General features: G+C 58.3%; 17 protein-coding genes. 15 read left to right on the forward strand and 2 right to left on the reverse strand.

Annotation, left to right across the window (positions count from 1 at the left end; translation table 11 throughout):
* Positions 1–30: 30 nt before the first annotated feature.
* From rnhB to P9875_RS13985, 4 genes are all read left to right on the forward strand, one after another.
* On the forward strand, positions 31–669 hold the full coding sequence (gene rnhB / locus P9875_RS13970; RefSeq protein WP_070304017.1) for a ribonuclease HII: 639 nt from the start codon (positions 31–33) through the stop codon (positions 667–669).
* Positions 666–1451: a TrmH family RNA methyltransferase gene (locus tag P9875_RS13975; protein ID WP_278318723.1), complete on the forward strand. Its 786-nt coding sequence runs from the start codon at positions 666–668 to the stop codon at positions 1449–1451. The genes rnhB and P9875_RS13975 overlap by 4 nt, the downstream gene beginning before the upstream one ends.
* 66 nt (positions 1452–1517) lie before the next feature.
* Entirely contained in the window at positions 1518–2282 is a 765-nt protein-coding gene (locus P9875_RS13980) for a hypothetical protein (protein ID WP_278318724.1), read from the forward strand.
* A complete protein-coding gene (locus P9875_RS13985; protein WP_278318725.1) occupies positions 2282–2647 on the forward strand; it encodes a hypothetical protein in 366 nt (121 codons plus the stop codon). Before P9875_RS13980 ends, P9875_RS13985 begins: the two co-directional genes overlap by 1 nt.
* Positions 2648–2732: 85 nt before the next feature.
* On the opposite strand, the gene ppsR is transcribed toward P9875_RS13985, so the two are convergent.
* Positions 2733–3581, reverse strand: a complete 849-nt coding sequence (gene ppsR, locus P9875_RS13990; RefSeq protein ID WP_035818186.1) for a posphoenolpyruvate synthetase regulatory kinase/phosphorylase PpsR — start codon at positions 3579–3581, stop codon at positions 2733–2735.
* Positions 3582–3733: 152 nt separating this feature from the next.
* On the opposite strand from ppsR, the gene ppsA reads away from it, so the two are divergent.
* From ppsA to P9875_RS14015, 5 genes are all read left to right on the forward strand, one after another.
* Positions 3734–6166: a phosphoenolpyruvate synthase gene (ppsA, locus tag P9875_RS13995; protein WP_035826959.1), complete on the forward strand. Its 2433-nt coding sequence runs from the start codon at positions 3734–3736 to the stop codon at positions 6164–6166.
* Positions 6167–6333: 167 nt separating this feature from the next.
* A complete protein-coding gene (locus tag P9875_RS14000; RefSeq protein WP_034752224.1) occupies positions 6334–6831 on the forward strand; it encodes a Dps family protein in 498 nt (165 codons plus the stop codon).
* A 176-nt stretch (positions 6832–7007) separates the two neighbouring features.
* Positions 7008–7424, forward strand: a complete 417-nt coding sequence (locus P9875_RS14005; protein WP_035818188.1) for an NfeD family protein — start codon at positions 7008–7010, stop codon at positions 7422–7424.
* A gap of 15 nt (positions 7425–7439) precedes the next feature.
* Entirely contained in the window at positions 7440–8384 is a 945-nt protein-coding gene (locus P9875_RS14010) for an SPFH domain-containing protein (protein WP_035818190.1), read from the forward strand.
* Between the two features lie 638 nt (positions 8385–9022).
* Positions 9023–9331 (forward strand): H-NS family nucleoid-associated regulatory protein, encoded by a 309-nt coding sequence (locus P9875_RS14015; protein ID WP_035818192.1) that lies wholly within the window; start codon positions 9023–9025, stop codon positions 9329–9331.
* A 305-nt stretch (positions 9332–9636) separates the two neighbouring features.
* Here the strand turns inward: P9875_RS14015 and smpB are convergent, their stop codons facing one another.
* A complete protein-coding gene (smpB, locus tag P9875_RS14020; RefSeq protein ID WP_034752217.1) occupies positions 9637–10086 on the reverse strand; it encodes an SsrA-binding protein SmpB in 450 nt (149 codons plus the stop codon).
* A gap of 93 nt (positions 10087–10179) precedes the next feature.
* On the opposite strand from smpB, the gene P9875_RS14025 reads away from it, so the two are divergent.
* The 6 genes from P9875_RS14025 to P9875_RS14050 all read left to right on the forward strand — a co-directional run bounded on the left by P9875_RS14025 (position 10180) and on the right by P9875_RS14050 (position 19393).
* Entirely contained in the window at positions 10180–10611 is a 432-nt protein-coding gene (locus P9875_RS14025) for a type II toxin-antitoxin system RatA family toxin (RefSeq protein ID WP_278318726.1), read from the forward strand.
* Entirely contained in the window at positions 10604–10900 is a 297-nt protein-coding gene (locus P9875_RS14030) for an RnfH family protein (RefSeq protein ID WP_035818197.1), read from the forward strand. The genes P9875_RS14025 and P9875_RS14030 overlap by 8 nt, the downstream gene beginning before the upstream one ends.
* A 136-nt stretch (positions 10901–11036) precedes the next feature.
* On the forward strand, positions 11037–12497 hold the full coding sequence (gene guaB, locus P9875_RS14035; protein WP_035818200.1) for an IMP dehydrogenase: 1461 nt from the start codon (positions 11037–11039) through the stop codon (positions 12495–12497).
* Between the two features lie 70 nt (positions 12498–12567).
* Positions 12568–14178, forward strand: coding sequence for a glutamine-hydrolyzing GMP synthase (guaA, locus tag P9875_RS14040; RefSeq protein WP_035818203.1), 1611 nt, complete (start codon positions 12568–12570; stop codon positions 14176–14178).
* Positions 14179–14675: 497 nt separating this feature from the next.
* Entirely contained in the window at positions 14676–17786 is a 3111-nt protein-coding gene (locus tag P9875_RS14045) for a type VI secretion system Vgr family protein (protein WP_278318727.1), read from the forward strand.
* Positions 17783–19393, forward strand: coding sequence for a hypothetical protein (locus P9875_RS14050; RefSeq protein ID WP_278318728.1), 1611 nt, complete (start codon positions 17783–17785; stop codon positions 19391–19393). The genes P9875_RS14045 and P9875_RS14050 overlap by 4 nt, the downstream gene beginning before the upstream one ends.
* Positions 19394–19425 lie beyond the last annotated feature (32 nt).

Below are 19425 nucleotides of genomic sequence, written 5' to 3' on the forward strand. Positions count from 1 at the left end.
TTCAATCGCAGTTCCTACCAAAGATTCAACGTGAAAAATATCTATCCCGGCCTGTTTGACGACTTGCCATTCTCGCTCGATGAAATCATCTGTGGCGTCGACGAGGCAGGCCGCGGTCCGCTGGCCGGCCCCGTGTTCGCCGCCGCCGTGATCCTCGACCCGAATCAGCCGATCGACGGCTTGCGCGATTCGAAAAAACTCAGCGAAGCCAAACGCGACCTGCTGGCGCCGCAGATCAAGGCCAAGGCCCTGGCCTGGGCCATCGCCGAAGCGTCGGAAGAAGAGATCGACCGCCTGAACATTTTGCAGGCATCGATGCTGGCCATGCGCCGCGCCGTCGAGGCGCTGGCGACCGTGCCGACCCTGGCCCTGATCGACGGCAACCGCTGTCCCGTGATGCCGATACGCGGCATGGCCATCGTCGGTGGCGACGACAAGGTCGATTCGATTTCGGCCGCCTCGATCCTGGCCAAGACGGCGCGCGACGCGGCCCTGGTGCATCTGCACGCGGCCTATCCCGAGTACTGCTTCGACCAGCACAAGGGCTATGGCACCAAATTGCACCTGGAACGCCTGCACCTGCACGGCGCCTCGCCCGTGCACCGCCGCTCGTTCGCGCCCGTGCGCAACGTGATCGCCCTGTTTGGTGGACAGGAGGTGGCGGCATGAAGACGATTACCTCGCGCGACAATGCGCAATACAAGGATTTGCTGAAACTGGCGGGCAGTTCGCAGGCGCGCCGCAAGTCGGGCCGCACCCTGCTCGATGGCGTGCATCTGTGCCAGTCGTATCTGCAACTGCGCGGCATGCCGGAGCAATGCATCGTCAGCGAAAGCGCCTTGCGTAACCCCGAAGTGATGGAGATCGTCGGCCAGCTGGAAAGCCAGCGCGCGCATGTACTGGGCTTGCCCGACGCGCTGTACAACGCGGTGAGCCAGGTCGAACACGGCGTGGGCGTGATGTTCCTCATCGAGACGCCGGAGCGGGCCGTCACGCAGCCGCTGAGCGTGTCGGCCGTGCTGCTCGATAACCTGCAGGATCCGGGCAACGTGGGGTCGATTTTGCGCAGCGCGGCCGCCGCCGGCATCACGCAGGTGTACTGCAGCGCCGGCACGGCCTTCTGCTGGTCGCCGAAGGTGCTGCGCGCAGCGATGGGCGCACACTTCGTGCTCGACATCTTTGAAAACGTCGACCTGGCGGCGCTCGTGTCGGGCGCCACGGTGGCGACCCTGGCCACCAGCGGCTATGCCACGCAGCAGCTGTACGACGTCGACCTGCGCCAACCGGTCGCCTGGCTGTTTGGCCATGAAGGGCAGGGCGTCGCCGACGATTTATTGTCGATGGCGACGCACCAGGTGGTCATTCCGCACCTGGGCCAGATCGAATCGCTGAACGTGGCCGCCTGCGCCGCCGTCTGCTTCTTCGAGCAGCTGCGTCAGGGGCGTACTTGACGGTGACATCATGCCTGCGCGGGCGGCGCGGCTGAGGTTGGCGCGAGGAAATGAAGGGGGAAAGCAATGGCAGATGACTATTTCGACACGACCTTGACTGCTATGGAGCAGCTTTTGTTGGGTACGAAAATAGCTGTTGAGCATTTTAATGGAAGATTCCACAGCATTCATGGGGAGCCGATTGCAGAAGTCGAGATTCGAGGCTTATGGGATCACGCTGTCGTCATGGATAGCACCACGGTGGCCAGGCTTTTGATGATACCGGATAGCTCTAGCGTCGCTTTTGGAAAATTTGCGGAGCAGGAGGACGGGGCGCCAGCCGGTTTTAGTGCCAGATTTTGCAATGCGTATACGAGGGACGACGAGACCAACTCCGTGATTGCTTTCATGGACAATGACGGCGCAATGGTTTCAATCGAATCTCTTTACGTGCAGCGGATAATGTTAAATGTGTTGGCGCCTAAATATTTTTGTACTGTGGCATTTGGGCTGATGGCGATAACGGCATATCGGCATGGTTTCAGGAAGATTTCCCTGTTTGCTGCCGGCAGCGGTAAGGAACTCGCAGGTGATCCGGACGCACTGGCCGGCTATGACGTCTGGCCAAAATTCGGTTTCGACGCGCCGCTCATGCGGGTTGATCTGCAGCGCAATGCTCTGCATGCACTGAAAGATTGCCAGTCTGTCCAGGAGGTTTTGGCCATTGTGCCACAGTGGTGGGCAGATAATGGCACTCCTCGCGAGATGCATTTCGACCTGACCGCCGACAGCAGATCGTGGGATATTCTGCTAGACTATCTGACAGCAATGTTGGACAAAGGAGAAGTCTGATGACTACACATTTAAAGAATCCTGCAAAGGTTTTGTGTGATGATCCGTCCGCGTCGAAGGCTGCGCTGCGGCTGGAGAAATTGCAGAGATTGCTCGTTTCGCGGCCGACAGTTCATGTGGCAGCACCGGAAGCCGCTACAGCGAAGAAGAAAAATATTGACCATAAGGCGTCTTACAAAGGATCGCTGGCTTTTGCAGAGCAAGCACGGTCGCACTTTTTTGTTCAAGACGCGGTACTTAAAGATGGTAGAGTTTCCATCACGGTGTCAGGCAAACCTATTTCTGATGTTCACCGCGTGCAGATGGTTTATGGGTCGAAGATAGACATCCCGGAAATCAGGCGATCCGGGAAAACCCAAAAGTAAAAAAACGGTCTGCGGACCGTTTTTTTTGCTTATGGGGTGAGTGCCATGTTTCCATGTATGTTCACTTGCAATTCCTGCCTGGCGTTCAATATTCGCGGCGGTTCGGCTTAATCTCTTGCAAAATGGTCGTGGAGATCTCCTCGATCGACTTGGTGGTCGACGACAGCCAGCGGATACCCTCGCGTTTCATCATTTTTTCCGCCTCGTTGACCTCGTAACGGCAATTTTCGATGGCCGCATACTTGCTGCCAGCGCGTCTTTCGTTGCGTATTTCCGACAAACGTTCGGGCGTAATGCTCAATCCGAAAATTTTATTCTTAAATTCCAGTAAGGCGGAAGGCAGCTTGTCGCGCTCGAAATCGTCGGGAATCAGCGGATAATTGGCCGCCTTGATACCGTATTGCATGGCCAGGTACAGGCTGGTCGGGGTCTTGCCAGAGCGCGATACACCCACCAGAATGACATCGGCCGAGGACAGGTTCTTGTGCGACTGGCCGTCGTCATGCGCCAGCGAATAGTTGATCGCCTCGATGCGGTTCTTGTATTCCTCGCTGTCGACGATGTTGTGCGAACGGCCGATGGTATGGGTCGACATCACGCCCAGCTCCTGCTCCAGCGGGGCGACAAAGGTCTGGATCAGGTCCATGTGCATGCCGCTGGACTTGCGGATCACGGCCGACAGGTCGTTCTTCACCAGGGTCGAGAAAATGATGGGGCGCTGGCCATCGGTGGCAAACGCTTCGTTGATCTTGCGCGCCGCCTCGTAGGCCTTGTCCATGGTGTCGATGAAGGGCAGGCGGATCTGGCGGAAGCGCAGATCGAACTGCGTCAGCACCGAGTGGCCGAACGTCTCGGCGGTGATGCCGGTGCCGTCGGAAACGAAGAAGACGGTGCGGGCCGCGGAGGGCAGAGGAGGGCGTGGTTCTTGTGTCATGGGTTTTCGGATCAAGATTGTGCGTCGTCAATTTGCGCCGCACAAGGTAAAATGGCTGCAACGGTATGATTGTGCTGCACGACGCCAAGAATAACAAGAAGACTGTCTGTGCGCCGCGCGTAAAGATTTCTATCATCAGTAAGGGTGTCATTATGACCAACGCAGTATCGCAACAGCAGGAAGACAAGGACGCGGTGTATGTTGCCTCGTTCGAGCATTTGCGCATGACGGATGTCGAATCCGTCGGCGGCAAGAACGCCTCCCTGGGCGAAATGATCAGCCAACTGGCGGAAGCCGGCGTGCGCGTGCCCGGTGGCTTTGCCACCACGGCGCAGGCATTCCGCGATTTCCTGTCGTATAGCGCCAACGGCGGCTTGCCGCTGGCCGAACGCATCGCCCAGCGCCTCGAAGGGCTGAACATCGATGACGTGCGCTCGCTGGCGCAAGCCGGTGCGGAGATCCGTCAATGGATCGTGGAAACGCCATTCCAGCCTCGCCTGGCCGCTGAAATCGACCAGTTCTACGCCAAGCTGGTAGCCGATTCCGATACCGAAATGTCGTTTGCCGTGCGCTCCTCGGCCACGGCGGAAGACTTGCCGGACGCTTCTTTTGCTGGTCAGCAAGAAACCTTCCTGAACGTGGTTGGCATCGACAACGTGCTCGACGCCATGAAACAGGTGTTCGCCTCGCTGTACAACGACCGCGCCATCTCGTATCGCGTACATAAAGGCTTTACGCACGCGGAAGTGGCCCTGTCGGCCGGCGTGCAGCGCATGGTGCGTTCCGACCTGGGCGCGGCTGGCGTGATGTTTACCATCGATACCGAATCGGGCTTCAAGGACGTGGTCTTCGTCACCTCCAGCTATGGCCTGGGCGAAACCGTGGTGCAGGGCGCCGTCAATCCCGACGAATTCTATGTGCACAAGCCGATGCTGGAAAAAGGCAAGTCGCCCGTGATCCGCCGCAATATCGGCTCGAAGCTGCTGAAGATGGAATTTACGAACGAAGCGAAAGCTGGCCGTTCCGTGAAAACCGTCGACGTGCCCGTCGAAATGCGCAACCGCTACTCGCTGAACGACAGCGAAGTGGTGGAACTGGCCAAGTACGCCGTCATCATCGAAAACCACTACGGCCGTCCGATGGACATCGAGTGGGGCAAGGATGGCCGCGACGGCAAGCTGTACATCCTGCAAGCGCGTCCCGAGACCGTCAAGTCGCAGCAAAAGGCGACCGACGTGCAGGAACGCTTCAAGCTGAAAAGCACCGGTACCGTGCTGACCTCGGGCCGCGCCATCGGCCAGAAGATCGGCGCCGGCCCAGTGCGCGTGATTCACGACCCGGCCGACATGGAGCGCGTGCAGCCAGGCGACGTGCTCGTTGCCGACATGACGGATCCGAACTGGGAACCGGTCATGAAGCGCGCTTCGGCCATCGTCACCAACCGTGGCGGGCGTACCTGCCACGCTGCGATTATCGCGCGTGAACTCGGCGTGCCGGCCGTCGTCGGCTGCGGCAATGCCACCGACGTGCTGAAAGACGGCACGTTCGTCACCGTCGTCTGCTCGGAAGGCGACGAAGGCAAGATCTACGACGGCTTGCTGGAAACGGAAGTGTCGGAAGTGTCGCGCGGCGAATTGCCGAAGCTCGACACCAAGATCATGCTCAACGTGGGTAACCCGCAGCTGGCGTTCGACTTCCAGTCCGTGCCGAATGCCGGCGTGGGCCTGGCGCGCCTGGAATTCATCATCAATAACAATATTGGTGTGCATCCGCGCGCGATCCTGGAATACCCGAACATCGATGCCGACCTGAAAAAGGCCGTGGAATCGGTGGCGCGTGGCCATGCATCGCCAAAAGCGTTTTATATCGACAAGCTGGCCGAAGGCATCGCCACCATCGCCGCCGCGTTCTGGCCGAAAAAAGTCATCGTGCGCCTGTCCGACTTCAAGTCGAACGAGTACAAGAAGCTGATCGGCGGTTCGCGCTACGAGCCGGACGAGGAAAACCCGATGCTGGGCTTCCGTGGCGCGGCGCGCTACCTGTCGGCCGACTTCTCCGAAGCGTTCAACATGGAATGCGAAGCGATGAAGCGCGTGCGTAACGACATGGGCCTGACGAACGTGGAAATCATGGTGCCATTCGTGCGCACCTTGGGCCAGGCCGAGAAAGTCATCGATCTGCTGGCGAAAAATGGCCTGAAGCGCGGCGAGAACGACCTGCGCGTCATCATGATGTGCGAAGTGCCGTCGAACGCCATCCTGGCCGACCAGTTCCTCGACCATTTCGACGGCTTCTCGATCGGTTCGAACGACCTGACCCAGCTGACCCTGGGCCTGGACCGCGATTCCGGCATGGAATTGCTGGCCGCCGACTTCGACGAACGCGATCCTGCCGTGAAAGCCCTGCTGGCCCTGGCCATCAAGGCGTGCCTGGCACGCGGCAAATACATCGGCATCTGCGGCCAGGGTCCTTCCGATCATCCTGACTTCGCCGTCTGGCTGATGGAGCAGGGCATCGAATCGATGTCCCTGAATCCCGACTCGGTGATCGACACCTGGCAAAAGCTGGCTGCGCTGAAAGCGTAAGCATCTTTATCGCCCTCTGAAAACCCGCTGCCGCTCACCTGGCAGCGGGTTTTTTTATGCCCATCATGCAGGGACAGGCGATAACCATGCGGCGCACGGCAGTATTCGATGGGCTTGCGCCAGATCAGCTAAAATGATTCCACCAATACATTGAAACGGGAGTTCTCATGGCAAGCAAGAAACCGAGCAAAGTGGCAAAGATCGACATCGGCATTTCCGAGGCGGACCGCGCGAAGATCGCGGAAGGCCTGTCCGGCCTGCTGGCCGACAGCTACACCTTGTACCTGATGACCCATAATTTTCACTGGAACGTCAAGGGGCCGATGTTCAACACCCTGCACCTGATGTTCATGACGCAATACACGGAGCAGTGGGCCGCGCTGGATCTGATCGCCGAGCGCATTCGCGCCCTTGGCTATCCGGCGCCGGGTACCTACAAGGAATTCGTGAAGCTGGCCTCGATCAAGGAAATCGACGGCGTGCCGCCGGCGCTGGACATGGTCAGCCACCTGGTGTCGGCGCAGGAAGCGACCGCGCGCACGGCGCGCCGCCTGTTCCCTTTGCTGGAAAAGGCCAATGACCAGCCGACGGCTGACCTGATCACGCAGCGCCTCGATTTGCATGAAAAAACGGCATGGATGCTGCGCAGCCTGCTGGAAGAGTAATGCCGGGCCTGCGGCGCTAATTCGTCCCTGCCTATTGACGCCATCAGGAATTGCGTTAGACTGCTTGTATATAGGTGTTTGGCAAGAATAATATCAGGCAGTCATACGCATTAAACCCCGTCGCTTATATAGGCTGCGGGGTTTTTTATTTTCGGATTCGCAAAGATGGAGGCATCATGGCTGAATGGGTAGGCTGGTTTGTGGCGGCAGGCGCGGTATTGATCCTTGAGCTGTTTACGGGCACGTTTTATTTGCTGATGATCGCCATCGGCATCAGTGCCGGAGGACTGGTGGCGCTGGCGGGCGGCAATGGTGGCTGGCAAGCTCTGACGGCGGCCATTGTCGGCGTGGCGGCCACTTTGTTATTGCGGCGCAGCCGTTTTGGCAAGGCGGCGCGGCGCGATGCGGCGCAGGATCCGAATGTGAATCTCGATATCGGCCAAAGCGTGGCGGTCGCGCATTGGGTCGATGGCGCGGCGCGCGTCATGTACCGCGGCGCCTTGTGGGATGTGGAACTGATTCCCGGCAGCGATACGCAGGCCGGTCATTACACCATACGTGCCGTGCGTGGCAGCCGTTTGATTGTTGAATAACCTGGAGAGTAGATTATGGAAGTAAGCACTGGAAGCGTGTCGCTGATCTTGTTATTGCTGGCATTGGTATTTGTCTTCAAGACGGTCAATGTGGTGCCGCAGCAGCATGCCTGGGTGGTGGAACGCCTGGGCAAGTTCCATGCGGTATTGGGTCCTGGCCTGAATATCGTCGTGCCTTTTGTCGACCGCATCGCCTACAAGCACGTGCTCAAGGAAATTCCGCTCGACGTGCCGCCGCAGGTGTGCATTACGCGCGACAATACGCAATTGCAGGTCGATGGCATTCTGTATTTCCAGATTACCGACGCCATGCGTGCTTCATATGGCTCGTCGAATTATATTGCCGCCATTACGCAACTGGCGCAAACGACCTTGCGTTCGGTGATCGGTAAAATGGAACTCGACAAGACATTTGAAGAACGCGACCATATCAATACGGCCATCGTGAATGCCATCGATGAATCGGCGGCGAATTGGGGCGTCAAGGTATTGCGCTATGAAATCAAGGATTTGACGCCGCCCAAGGAAATCCTGCATGCGATGCAGGCACAGATTACGGCCGAACGCGAAAAGCGCGCCCTGATTGCCGCCTCGGAAGGGCGCAAGCAGGAGCAGATCAATATCGCCAGCGGTGAGCGCGAAGCGGCCATTGCCCGCTCCGAAGGCGAAAAGCAGGCGTCGATCAACCGTGCCGAAGGTCAGGCCACTGCCATCGTCGCGCTGGCGCAAGCCAGCGCCGAGGCGCTGCGCCAGGTGGGGGCGGCCATACGGGAGCCGGGCGGGGAAGATGCCGTCAATCTGAAAGTGGCAGAGCAGTATGTGGGCGCGTTCGCGCAATTGGCGAAAACAAATAACTCGATTATCGTGCCGGCCAATCTGGGCGATATGAGCGGCTTGATTGCCACCGCGATGCAGGTGGTGAAAACGCAGAAGCCGAAAGGCGGCGTGGCGATTCCCTGATTGCCGCTGGATGGGTGAATAGCAAATCCGTAGCAAGTTTGTCGTCAAAAACTGCCCGCCGTATTGCGGGCAGTTTTCATTTGCGCTACTGGAATATATGTCGGCAGCCGGGCTCGCGTATCTGCGCTTGAATCCATAACGTTGAAATATTTTCTTTATGCTATGCTGTGCGCACTTTGGGGATTATATGCTGTCGTGCGACGCTTATCTTTTTGATTGAAGTAGAATCTGCTGCGCATGCGTGGCGATGATTGCGCCAATATGCGCGACGGATGCGTGGGGAGTGCTTGGTAGTCGATGCAGAATTGGCGATAGTATTGCTCCCATGTATATTTTGAATTGCTATTTATAATTACTATAAATTGCAATGAAACAAAAAGTGCTGCAAAATAAATACTGCAGATGGCGCTGTATTGAATCGCCGCCGCCCAAAGCAGGGACGCTTGCGCAGACTGTTTGCGCGCGATGGATGTTCCGGGGATTGAAGGTTTGCAGTGTTCGAAAGCCAGGGAAGTCGGTTTTTTGGTAAAAGAATTGTAAAAAACAATCAAATCTGAAGAAAAATCACCTCAGTCGCGTTACAATTGGATAGAATTTAACTGTTCAGTTATATTTTTCAACTCACACAAGGAAATATCATGGATCTGTCCAGCTTATCCCTGTCCGAACTGCGCACCTTGCAGGACGACATCAAGAAGCAAATGAAGAAACGCGAACAGGACGATCTGTCCAAAGCGCGCGAGCAAATCCTGGCAATTGCCCAAAGCGTTGGCGTTTCCGTCAAAGATCTGGTTGGCACGGGTATCCGCGCTAAAACCGGCACGGTCGCAGTACGCTATCGCAATCCGGATGATGCGACGCAGCAATGGACTGGCCGTGGCCGTCAACCGAAATGGGTCAAAGAGTGGACCGATGCGGGCAAATCGCGTGATCTGCTGAAGGTGTAATGTAATACGCCATTCATTCGGATGCTTGTCCTGTGGAGTAGTACAGGTGTAGTACAAGGCAGCATGCAAGCATCCGGAACTTTCCTGATTTATCGTCTTTGGCCAGACAGGCAAAGCGGATTCGCATCGCTTATCTCCCCGGTATTTTCGCCCATACCAGTCTTATTTCCGCCGTATCTCTTTCCTTCTCCTGTTTTCATCCCGTCGCGCCATGCTTTTCATTTGCCGCAGGCACCGGCAAAATAAAACCCGGCATATAGCCGGGCTTGATGGTGTTGGCGCAGCACGCTGCGCGTAGTGCCGTATCAGCGGCGGTGCGACTTCATTGCCGCCTGGACTTCGCGCGCGCCATCGCGGTCGCGTTCCGCTGCCCGCTTGTCGTGTTGCTTCTTGCCCTTGGCCAGGCCGATTTCGCATTTCACGCGGCCGCCCTTGTAGTGCAGGTTGAGCGGCACCAGGGTATAGCCGGAGCGTTCCACCTTGCCGATCAGTTTATCCATTTCCGTGCGGTGCAGCAGCAGCTTGCGCGTGCGTACGGCTTCCGGGTGGATGTGGGTGGAGGCGGTCGGCAGGGCGCTGATATGCGCGCCGAACAGGAAGAGCTCATCGCCGCGGACGACGACGTAGGCTTCCTTGATTTGTACGCGGGCGTCGCGGATGGCTTTGACTTCCCAGCCTTCCAGCACGATGCCGGCTTCGTAGCGATCCTCGATAAAGTAGTCGTGGAAGGCTTTTCTGTTGTCTGCTATGGTCATGAGATGGTAAATGTGCGCGGGTCGGTTAAACTACTGTCTCGCGCAAGCGCGATAAAATCAAATGTATCCAACATCATAGCAAATGGTTCTTCAATGGCAGTAGTACATAAATCAGTTTTTCTCGGCTATAGCGCCGAACAAATGTTCGCGCTGGTGGCGGCGGTAGAGGATTATCCCAAATTCCTGCCCTGGTGCGGTGCGGTCGAGATTCGCGAGCGGGGCGAGAACACGGTCGTCGCCAGCGTGGGCATACATTACCACGGCGTGCGCCAAAGCTTCACCACGTCCAACGAGAACGTGCCGCCGACTTCCATCAAGATGAAGCTGGTGGACGGTCCTTTCAAGACCCTCGACGGCGTGTGGACCTTCAAGGCCCTGCGCGACGATGCGTGCAAGATCGAGCTGGACCTGCACTACGAGTTTTCCAGCCGCGTACTGGAACAGATCATCGGCCCCGTCTTCGGCATGATCGCCAACAGCATGGTCGATTCCTTCTGCAAGCGCGCGGAGACGGTGTATGGCTGAAGCGGGCATCACGGTACAAGTCTGTCACGCCTTGCCTGACAGCAGCTTTCTGCGTGCCTTGACGGTGCCTGCGGGTACCACCATCGGGCAGGCGGTAGAGCAGAGCGGCTTGCTGCGGGAAATCCCCTCTATCGACCTGGCCGTGAACATGGTTGGCATTTATGGCAAGAAGAAGCCGCTCGATACCATCCTGCGCGAGCATGACCGCGTGGAAGTGTACCGGCCTTTGCAAGCGGACCCGAAAGAAGCGCGCCGGCGCCGGGCTGGCGGCAAGCCTGCCAAGGGCTGAGCGGGCAGGGGTGGCGGCAGCCTGGCCGCTGCCGGCCGAGCGCCATTTTTTGCTATTTTCAAATATCTTTTCTATGCTGCAAGGACGGAGGGTGCTTTTTTCTGTATAATCTGCTTTTGCGCCAATAGGAAATGCTATGCGTCTACTTCAAAAAGCACTCACATTCGATGACGTGCTGCTCGTCCCAGCCTACTCCAACGTTCTGCCCGCCGATACGTCCCTCAAAACTCGCCTGACCCGCAATATCACCCTGAATATTCCCTTGCTGTCCGCAGCCATGGATACGGTGACGGAAGCCCGTCTGGCGATCGCGATGGCCCAGGAAGGCGGCATCGGCATCATCCACAAGAATTTGAATCCGAAGGACCAGGCGCGTGAAGTGGCCCGCGTGAAGCGTTTCGAAGCTGGCGTGTTGCGTGATCCGATCACGATTCCACCGGAAATGAAAATCCGCGACGTGATCGCGCTGACGGAACAATACGGCATCAGCGGTTTCCCTGTCGTCAAGGGCAAGGAAGTCGTCGGCATCATCACCAACCGCGATTTGCGCTTTGAGCAGGAACTCGACGCGGAAGCCTCCGCCAAGATGACCCCGCGCGAAAAGCTGGTGGTCGTCAATGAAGACGCCGATACGGCCGAAGCCAAGCGCCTGATGAACAAGCACCGCCTCGAGCGCGTGCTGGTCGTCAACGACGCGTTTGAACTGCGCGGCCTGATCACCGTCAAGGATATCCAGAAGTCGACCTCGCACCCGTTCGCGTCGAAAGACAGCCAGGGCAAACTGCTGGTCGGCGCTGCCGTCGGCGTCGGCGCCAAGGATGAAGAACGCATCGACCTGCTGGTCGCCGCCGGTGTCGACGTGCTGGTGGTCGACACGGCCCACGGTCACTCGCAAGGCATCCTCGACCGCGTACGCTGGATCAAGACCAAGTACCCGCAAGTGGAAGTGATTGGCGGCAACATCGCTACCGCCGCCGCCGCCAAGGCGCTGGTGGAATACGGCGCCGATGCGGTCAAGGTCGGCATCGGCCCTGGCTCGATCTGCACCACGCGTATCGTCGCTGGTGTGGGCGTGCCGCAAATCACGGCCATCTCGAATGTCGCCGAAGCACTGGAAGGCACGGGCGTGCCATGTATCGCCGACGGCGGTATCCGCTTCTCGGGCGATATTTCGAAAGCGCTGGCCGCTGGCGCCTCGACCGTCATGATGGGTTCCATGTTTGCCGGTACGGAAGAAGCACCGGGCGAAGTGATCCTGTACCAGGGTCGCAGCTACAAATCGTATCGCGGCATGGGTTCGCTGGGCGCGATGTCCGATGGTTCGGCTGACCGCTATTTCCAGGACGCCACCATGAAGGCCGACAAGTTCGTGCCTGAAGGTATCGAAGGCCGCGTTGCTTACAAGGGTAGCGTGCTGGCGATCATCTTCCAGCTGGTGGGCGGCGTGCGTCAATCGATGGGTTACTGCGGTTGCGCCACCATCGACGAACTGCGCGAAAAAGCGGAATTCGTGGAAATCACCTCGGCCGGCATGCGCGAGTCGCATGTCCATGATGTGCAGATCACGAAAGAAGCGCCAAATTATCGCTCCGAGTAAGCGGTAACGAAAGTCCAGACCGGCGCCCAGTGCGCCGGTTTTGCAATTGACCTTGAATAAAGCTCCGACCATGCATTCTAAAATCCTCATTCTCGATTTCGGCTCCCAAGTCACCCAGTTGATCGCCCGCCGCGTGCGCGATTCCGGCGTGTTTTCCGAAGTCTTCCCGTATGACGTCAGCGACGAATTCGTGCGCAACTATGGCGCCGCCGGCGTGATCCTGTCGGGCAGCCACAATTCGACCCTGGACGGCGACTCGCCGCGCGCGCCGCAAGCCGTGTTCGAGCTGGGCGTGCCCGTGCTGGGCATCTGCTACGGCATGCAAACCATGGCGGCTCAATTGGGCGGCAAGGTGGAAAACGGTCTGGTGCGCGAATTTGGCTACGCCGAAGTGCGCGCCCGCAGCCATACGAAGTTGCTCAACGGTATCGCCGACTTCGTCACCGACGAAGGCCACGGCATGCTGAAAGTGTGGATGAGCCATGGCGACAAGGTGCTGGAAATGCCGCCAGGCTTCAAGCTGATGGGCAACACCCCGAGCTGCCCGATCGCCGCCATGGCCGATGAAGAGCGCCAGTTCTACGGCGTGCAATTCCATCCGGAAGTGACGCACACGGTGCAGGGCAAGGCCATGCTCGGCCGTTTCGTGCATGAAATCTGCGGCTGCAAGTCGGACTGGAACATGCCTGATTACATCAGCGAAGCGGTGGAAAAAATCCGCGCGCAAGTCGGTACCGATGACGTCATCCTGGGCCTGTCCGGCGGCGTCGATTCGTCCGTCGCTGCAGCGCTGATCCACCGCGCCATCGGCGATCAGCTGACCTGCGTCTTCGTCGACCATGGCCTGCTGCGGCTGGACGAAGGCAAAATGGTGATGGACATGTTCGCCAAGAACCTGGGCGTGAAAGTCATCCGCGTCGATGCTGAAGAGCAGTTCATGGGCCACCTGGCCGGCGTGACCGACCCCGAGCAAAAGCGCAAGATCATCGGCCGCGAATTCGTCGAAGTGTTCCAGGTCGAATCGGGCAAGCTGGTCAACGCAAAATGGCTGGCGCAAGGCACGATTTACCCGGACGTCATCGAATCGGCCGGCAAGGGCAAGAAAGGCCAGACCATCAAGAGCCACCACAACGTGGGCGGCTTGCCGGACACCATGAAGCTCAAGTTGCTTGAACCCTTGCGCGAACTGTTCAAGGACGAAGTGCGTAAACTCGGCGTGGCCCTGGGCTTGCCGCATGACATGGTCTACCGCCACCCATTCCCGGGCCCAGGCCTGGGCGTGCGCATCCTCGGCGAAGTCAAGAAAGACTACGCCGACCTGCTGCGCCGCGCCGATGCCATCTTCATCGAAGAACTGCGCAACACGCCGTATGAGCCGGTCGTAGTGCCTGGCTTCGACCAGGATAGCGTGCCGACCAACTGGTACGAAGCGACGAGCCAGGCGTTTGCCGTCTTCCTGCCCGTCAAATCGGTGGGCGTGATGGGCGATGGCCGCACCTACGAATACGTGGTGGCCCTGCGCGCCGTGCAAACGCAAGACTTCATGACGGCCCACTGGGCGCACCTGCCGCACAGCTTGCTGGGCAAGGTCTCCAATCGCATCATTAATGAAGTGCGCGGCATCAACCGTGTCGTCTACGATATCTCGGGCAAGCCGCCGGCGACCATCGAGTGGGAATAGTCTCCCATCCGGCAGCGTAAGGTAACGCCGGGTCATTGAAACAGCTAAGCCCCTGATTTTTCAGGGGCTTTTTTTATTTTGTTTGGCAAACCCAAGCATCCCATGGCAGAGCCAAGCACGCTTTTTCGTGGGTATTTTAAGGGGACTCACTTGGCGTACGAACGCGATCTGAAACGCCCATTTGGCAGTCTCCTGCTGCATGAGATTACGCACAACGAGTTGCGTTCCGTATGCGACGCCAGCCGGTCAACACGTGCCTGTCGTTCGACGGTCTCCACGCACTAGCGAAAGATGTCATGCATCAAGATCCGTTGTCTGGGCACCTGTTCGCGTTCTCTAGTTGCATGTGGGCCAATACCCAAAGTTCTTGACGCCAAGCAAACTGGATCGCCTAATGTAATTAGAAAGATAACATTTCTGTGATCTAATGCAGACTTGGATTTTTCGACCCCAATATCAAGATGCGATCGATTCGCATCCCAGGAGCATCTCCCCCTATGTCAGCGCTGCTCAACAGCTTCACTCAAGATACACGCGTGCTTGCGTTCAGCACGCCTATTGGCCGCGACAAGCTTCTTGCCGAATGCTTTCGCGGCGAGGAAGGACTTAGCGAGTGCTATGAATTCAAGGTCACTGCGCTCTCGACCGACGCGGGAATGTCTCTCAAATCGTTGCACGGGCAGCCGGTTCTGCTTGAACTGCTCACGGCCACGAGTCGCGATGACAAACGCCCATTCCATGGCCATATCACGTCGGCCGAACGGGCCGGTGCTGACGGCGGTTTCGCGCGCTATGTGTTTACAATTGGCCCCTGGTACGCATTCCTGGCTCATGGCCGCGATAGCCGAATATTCCAAGACAAAACTGTATTCGACATCCTCGATGCGATCTTCGGTGGTTGGCAGAACGTGGGGCCCTTGGTGCCGGCGTGGCGCTACGACATCCTCGACAGAGACGTGTATCCGATCAGATCGCTGACTTGCCAGTATCAGGAAAGTAATATGGCGTTCGCCGAACGCCTGATGCGGGAAGAGGGCTTGTTTTACTATTTCGAGCACATCGGCAATGCTGAAAGCGCCATCCTTGGCTCCCACACCATGGTCATCGCCGACCATAATGGCTGTTTCAAACCAAATGCTCAGGCCACGATCAATTTCACGCAGCCTGGCGCCGTGATGAAAGAGGACAGCATGGACCGCTGGCGCACCAGCGTGCGCCTGCAAACGAACGCCATCGAGTTGTCGAGTTGGGATTACCGCACGACCGGATCGCGCCCGGTGAGCTCGGTCAGCGCCAATGGTGATGGCGGAAACCCGCTGGTCAGCCGCGACACTCCCGGCGCATACGCCTACGAGTCGATGAAGCAGGGCCAGCGTATCGCGGACAACCAGATGCAGGCGCTGGACGCGATGCGTGAGACGCACATCGGCGCAGGTACCGTGCGCACGCTCTCTGCGGGCACGACCATCACTCTCCATGGGCAATCGCAACTCGATGCTGCCAGTGTCAGCGGCGGCGACGACGCACGCACCTTCGTCATCGTGCGCGTGGTGCACCTCGCCCATAATAACCTGAGTACCGAGGCGAAGACAGAAATCACCGAACGACTGGGCCAGAGCGTACTCGACGTCCTTATTCAGAAAGAGCGCAAGCATAGTCTGCATGCAGTGGGCGCGGAGAAGGGCGAACGTCCCGTCTACCGCAACCGCATCGATGCCATCCGCAGCAAGGCACCCTATCGCAGCAGGGGGCAGGATGGACATGGCCAACTCCTGAATCCGCGGCCCACCGTCCATGGACAGCAGACCGCAATCGTGGTCGGACCAGCCGGCGCGGCAACCTACACGGATCGTGATCATCGCATCAAGGTGCAGTTCCATTGGCAACGTGGAACGGGTGAGAGCGATCTGAGCCACAGCCGCCTGAACCATCCTTCGCCCGAGGGGCAGGCAGGTGCGTCCGCAAACGAAAAGGCCGGCACATGGGTGCGCATATCCACGCCGATGGCGCCGGTCGCGGGCGCCAACTGGGGCTCGGTCGCCGTGCCACGCATCGGCAGTGAAGTGGTGATCGATTTCCTTGACGGCGACATTGACCGTCCAGTGGTCATTGGCAGCCTGTACAACGGCAAAGGCCAGGACAACGCCCAGCACAATCAGGTGGCACAGGGTGCCGGCGTTTCGACTGGCAACGCGCCAGCATGGTTCCCAGGCGACTCTGGCGCGCACGCGCATCCAGCTGTGCTGTCGGGATTCAAGACACAGGCAATGAACACCAGTCAAAATGGCGCAGGTGCCTACAGCCAACTGGTATTTGACGATACGGCGGGTCAGTCGCGCGTGGCGCTGCAACGCCATGCCAACCCGCACCAAGGCACTGCCGAACTGAACATGGGGCATTTGCGTCACCAGAGCGACAACCAGCGTCTCAGCCCTGTCGGATTCGGTGCCGAACTCAAAACGGAACACGGCGCCGCCATTCGAGCCGGTTCCGGCCTGCTGCTGTCTACCGACGCACGGCTCAATGCCAACGGTAGCCAACTCGATTCGCGCGAGGCCAAGGTACAGATCGAGCAAAGCCTGCAATTGCAGACGGCGCTTGCGACAACGGCGCAAAAGCACAATGCCACGCTCAAGGACGACAAGGGCCAGGCCGAGCCAGCGCCCGAGAAGTTGCCATCGATTGCGCAGATGGCGCACAGCGTCAGCGTCATCGAAACGATGGAGGGCAACACGTCAAGCGGCGACGGTGCCGGCGGCTCCGGCAAGGTGACGGCCTACGCCGAACCGCATCTGCAGTTGTCGAGTCCCGCCGGGATCGCGGCGACCACCCCGGCCGACGCGATCATCATCGCAGGCAACACCAGCAGCATTACGGCCGGTCAGGACATCAACTTTGCGGCCCAGGGCAACAGCCTGTATGCGGTCAAGGCCGGCATCAGTCTGTTCACGTACGGCAAGGCGGACAGCAAGGACAAGCCGAACCAGGAAACGGGCATCATGCTGCACGCGGCCAGCGGCAAGGTGTCCAGCCAGAGCCAGTCGGACGAGACGCGCATCACGGCCGACAAGGCCATCACGGTGGCGAGCATGACCAAGAGCGTCACCGTGGCGGCCAAGGAGCATGTGCTGTTGACCTCACAAGACGCCTATATCAAGCTCGAAGGCGGCAACATCATGATCCACGGACCAGGGGCGATGACGTTCAAGGCCAGCATGAAGGAGCTGGCTGGGCCTTCTGCCTCTACTTCCATCCTGCCGCCGCTACCGAAGATTGATCAGATCAAGAACTTCATCGAATTCAACCATCACTGGCCGGACTTGACGCCTGTCGCAGGCGGCGCGTACCGGGCCGAATTCGCTGATGGCACCGCATGTGTCGGCAAGCTCGACGCCAAAGGCCACGCCCGCCTGGAAAACATTCCGCAGGGCGCGGTCAAGGTCTATTTTGGCGAAGACCCTAGACCGTTCACGGCAGACAGCCCCAAAGACGCCGGGAAGACCACCTTGGAAAACGTGCAAAACGACTTGAAAAAACACGGCCAACCCACCGATCCAGACGATGTCGAGTCACTGCTGTACAGCATGGTTGGAAGGGATATCCAATGAGCGAAGCACCTGCGACCAGCGCCCCTCAAGCGTGCGAGACACAAACCGACAGCGCGGCCATCACCAGCGCCATCGAAGAGATCGGCGTCGCCGTCGCCACCGGACTCGTCCCCTTCCTGGGCCAGGCGATCAATATCTACGACACCATCGACTGCATGCTGACGCTCCACAATAGCACCACGGCGGAAGATCAGATGGAAGCCAAATTCGACCTGGTCCTGGCGCTGGTGGGCTGGATACCGGGCGCGGGCGGTGGTGTCAAGAAGACCATCCGCATCGTCAACAAGCATCCGGAGCGCTTCGCGCCAATTCTGTTCGACGTGCTGCGCATGGTCTGCGACAAGGTCGGCATCCACACCAGCCCGGAATTCTTGCTCGACAAATTATTCGATGCGGCCGGCCTGAAAAAGCAGCTTGGCACAGTCCAGAGCGCGATCGAAGGTTCGTGGCTTTACGACGACCTGCCCGCCGAAGGACGGCTCGCCTTGAGCACCTGCATGAGCACGGTGCGCGCCCAGTTGCCGGCCATGGTGATGCTTGTCACGCTCAAGTTGACCCACTGGAAGACCAAGCAACGCAACAATGCGGCGCAAGCGACCGGGCCGCAAGGCAAGGTCAATCCGGTGGAAAAGAAGCCGGAAAAGAAGGATCCCAAAGTCGCCGAAGCCGGCCACAATGCGCCCACGCATACCACATCGAACAATACGGTCAATGCCTCGATTGGTACGAACGTCATCGAGGGCTTGAGCAAAAGCCAGACCGGCATTGTCGGTGAGCATATTACCGATTATTTTCTGTATGAAAAATACGGCTGGGGCAGGGGATGGAGCCGACACGACATGGGCATGCGGGGCGAATGGAAAGAAATGCCCAGCAAGACCTTTCCTGGCAAACTCAACGAAGCGTCCCGGCTCAATCCATTGTTCGCCCTGAACGCGCATGGCACAGGGATTGATGCTGTGTGGAAAGTGCAAATGGGAGACCCGCACAATGGCGGCAAGCCGTATGCGATTGTGGAATCGAAAGCGTCAAGGGTGGGAACGGCACCGAAGAATGCCTCCCGTAAGCCGGGCGTGAAAGGCAAACTGCTGGACAATGCCAAGCGGATCAGGGACGCGGCGCTGCCGAAGTCTGAGGAATTGCTGGAGCCGGATACGAGCGAGGGCAGCGATTCCGCCGGGGCGGGGAAACCAGGCGGCAAACCGGGCGGAAAGCCAGGTGTGAAAGAAGGCAAGCAAGCGCAGCCGAAGCAGGATGCGCCGGTTGGTGTCGCGTCAACTACATCGAAGAGTAATGCGGAGCAACCTCTTGTGCAGATGAGTCAGGAGTGGATTTCAAAAAATATCCGCATTGCAGTTGAGGATAAGGCAATTGCTTTAGAAATAATTAGTAAGCGAACGAAAGTCTACTCTCGCCATTTATTCTATACACCATTTTATCTACCTTCAGCCGCAGCGCATGAGAAGGCATTGCTGGCGGATGAACGAGAGAAACACGAGAAACATGCCGATCACGATATACCATCAACGCATCGTCACGATGAACAAGAAGTGAAAGCGGCTGTTAATCATAAACATACTAAAATTGGTTTGGCACTTGAGCCATAGAAAAATTCCGCATCTAGTACCGATATTAATTA

Source organism: Janthinobacterium rivuli, assembly GCF_029690045.1.
GTDB classification, from domain to species: Bacteria; Pseudomonadota; Gammaproteobacteria; order Burkholderiales; family Burkholderiaceae_D; genus Janthinobacterium; species Janthinobacterium rivuli.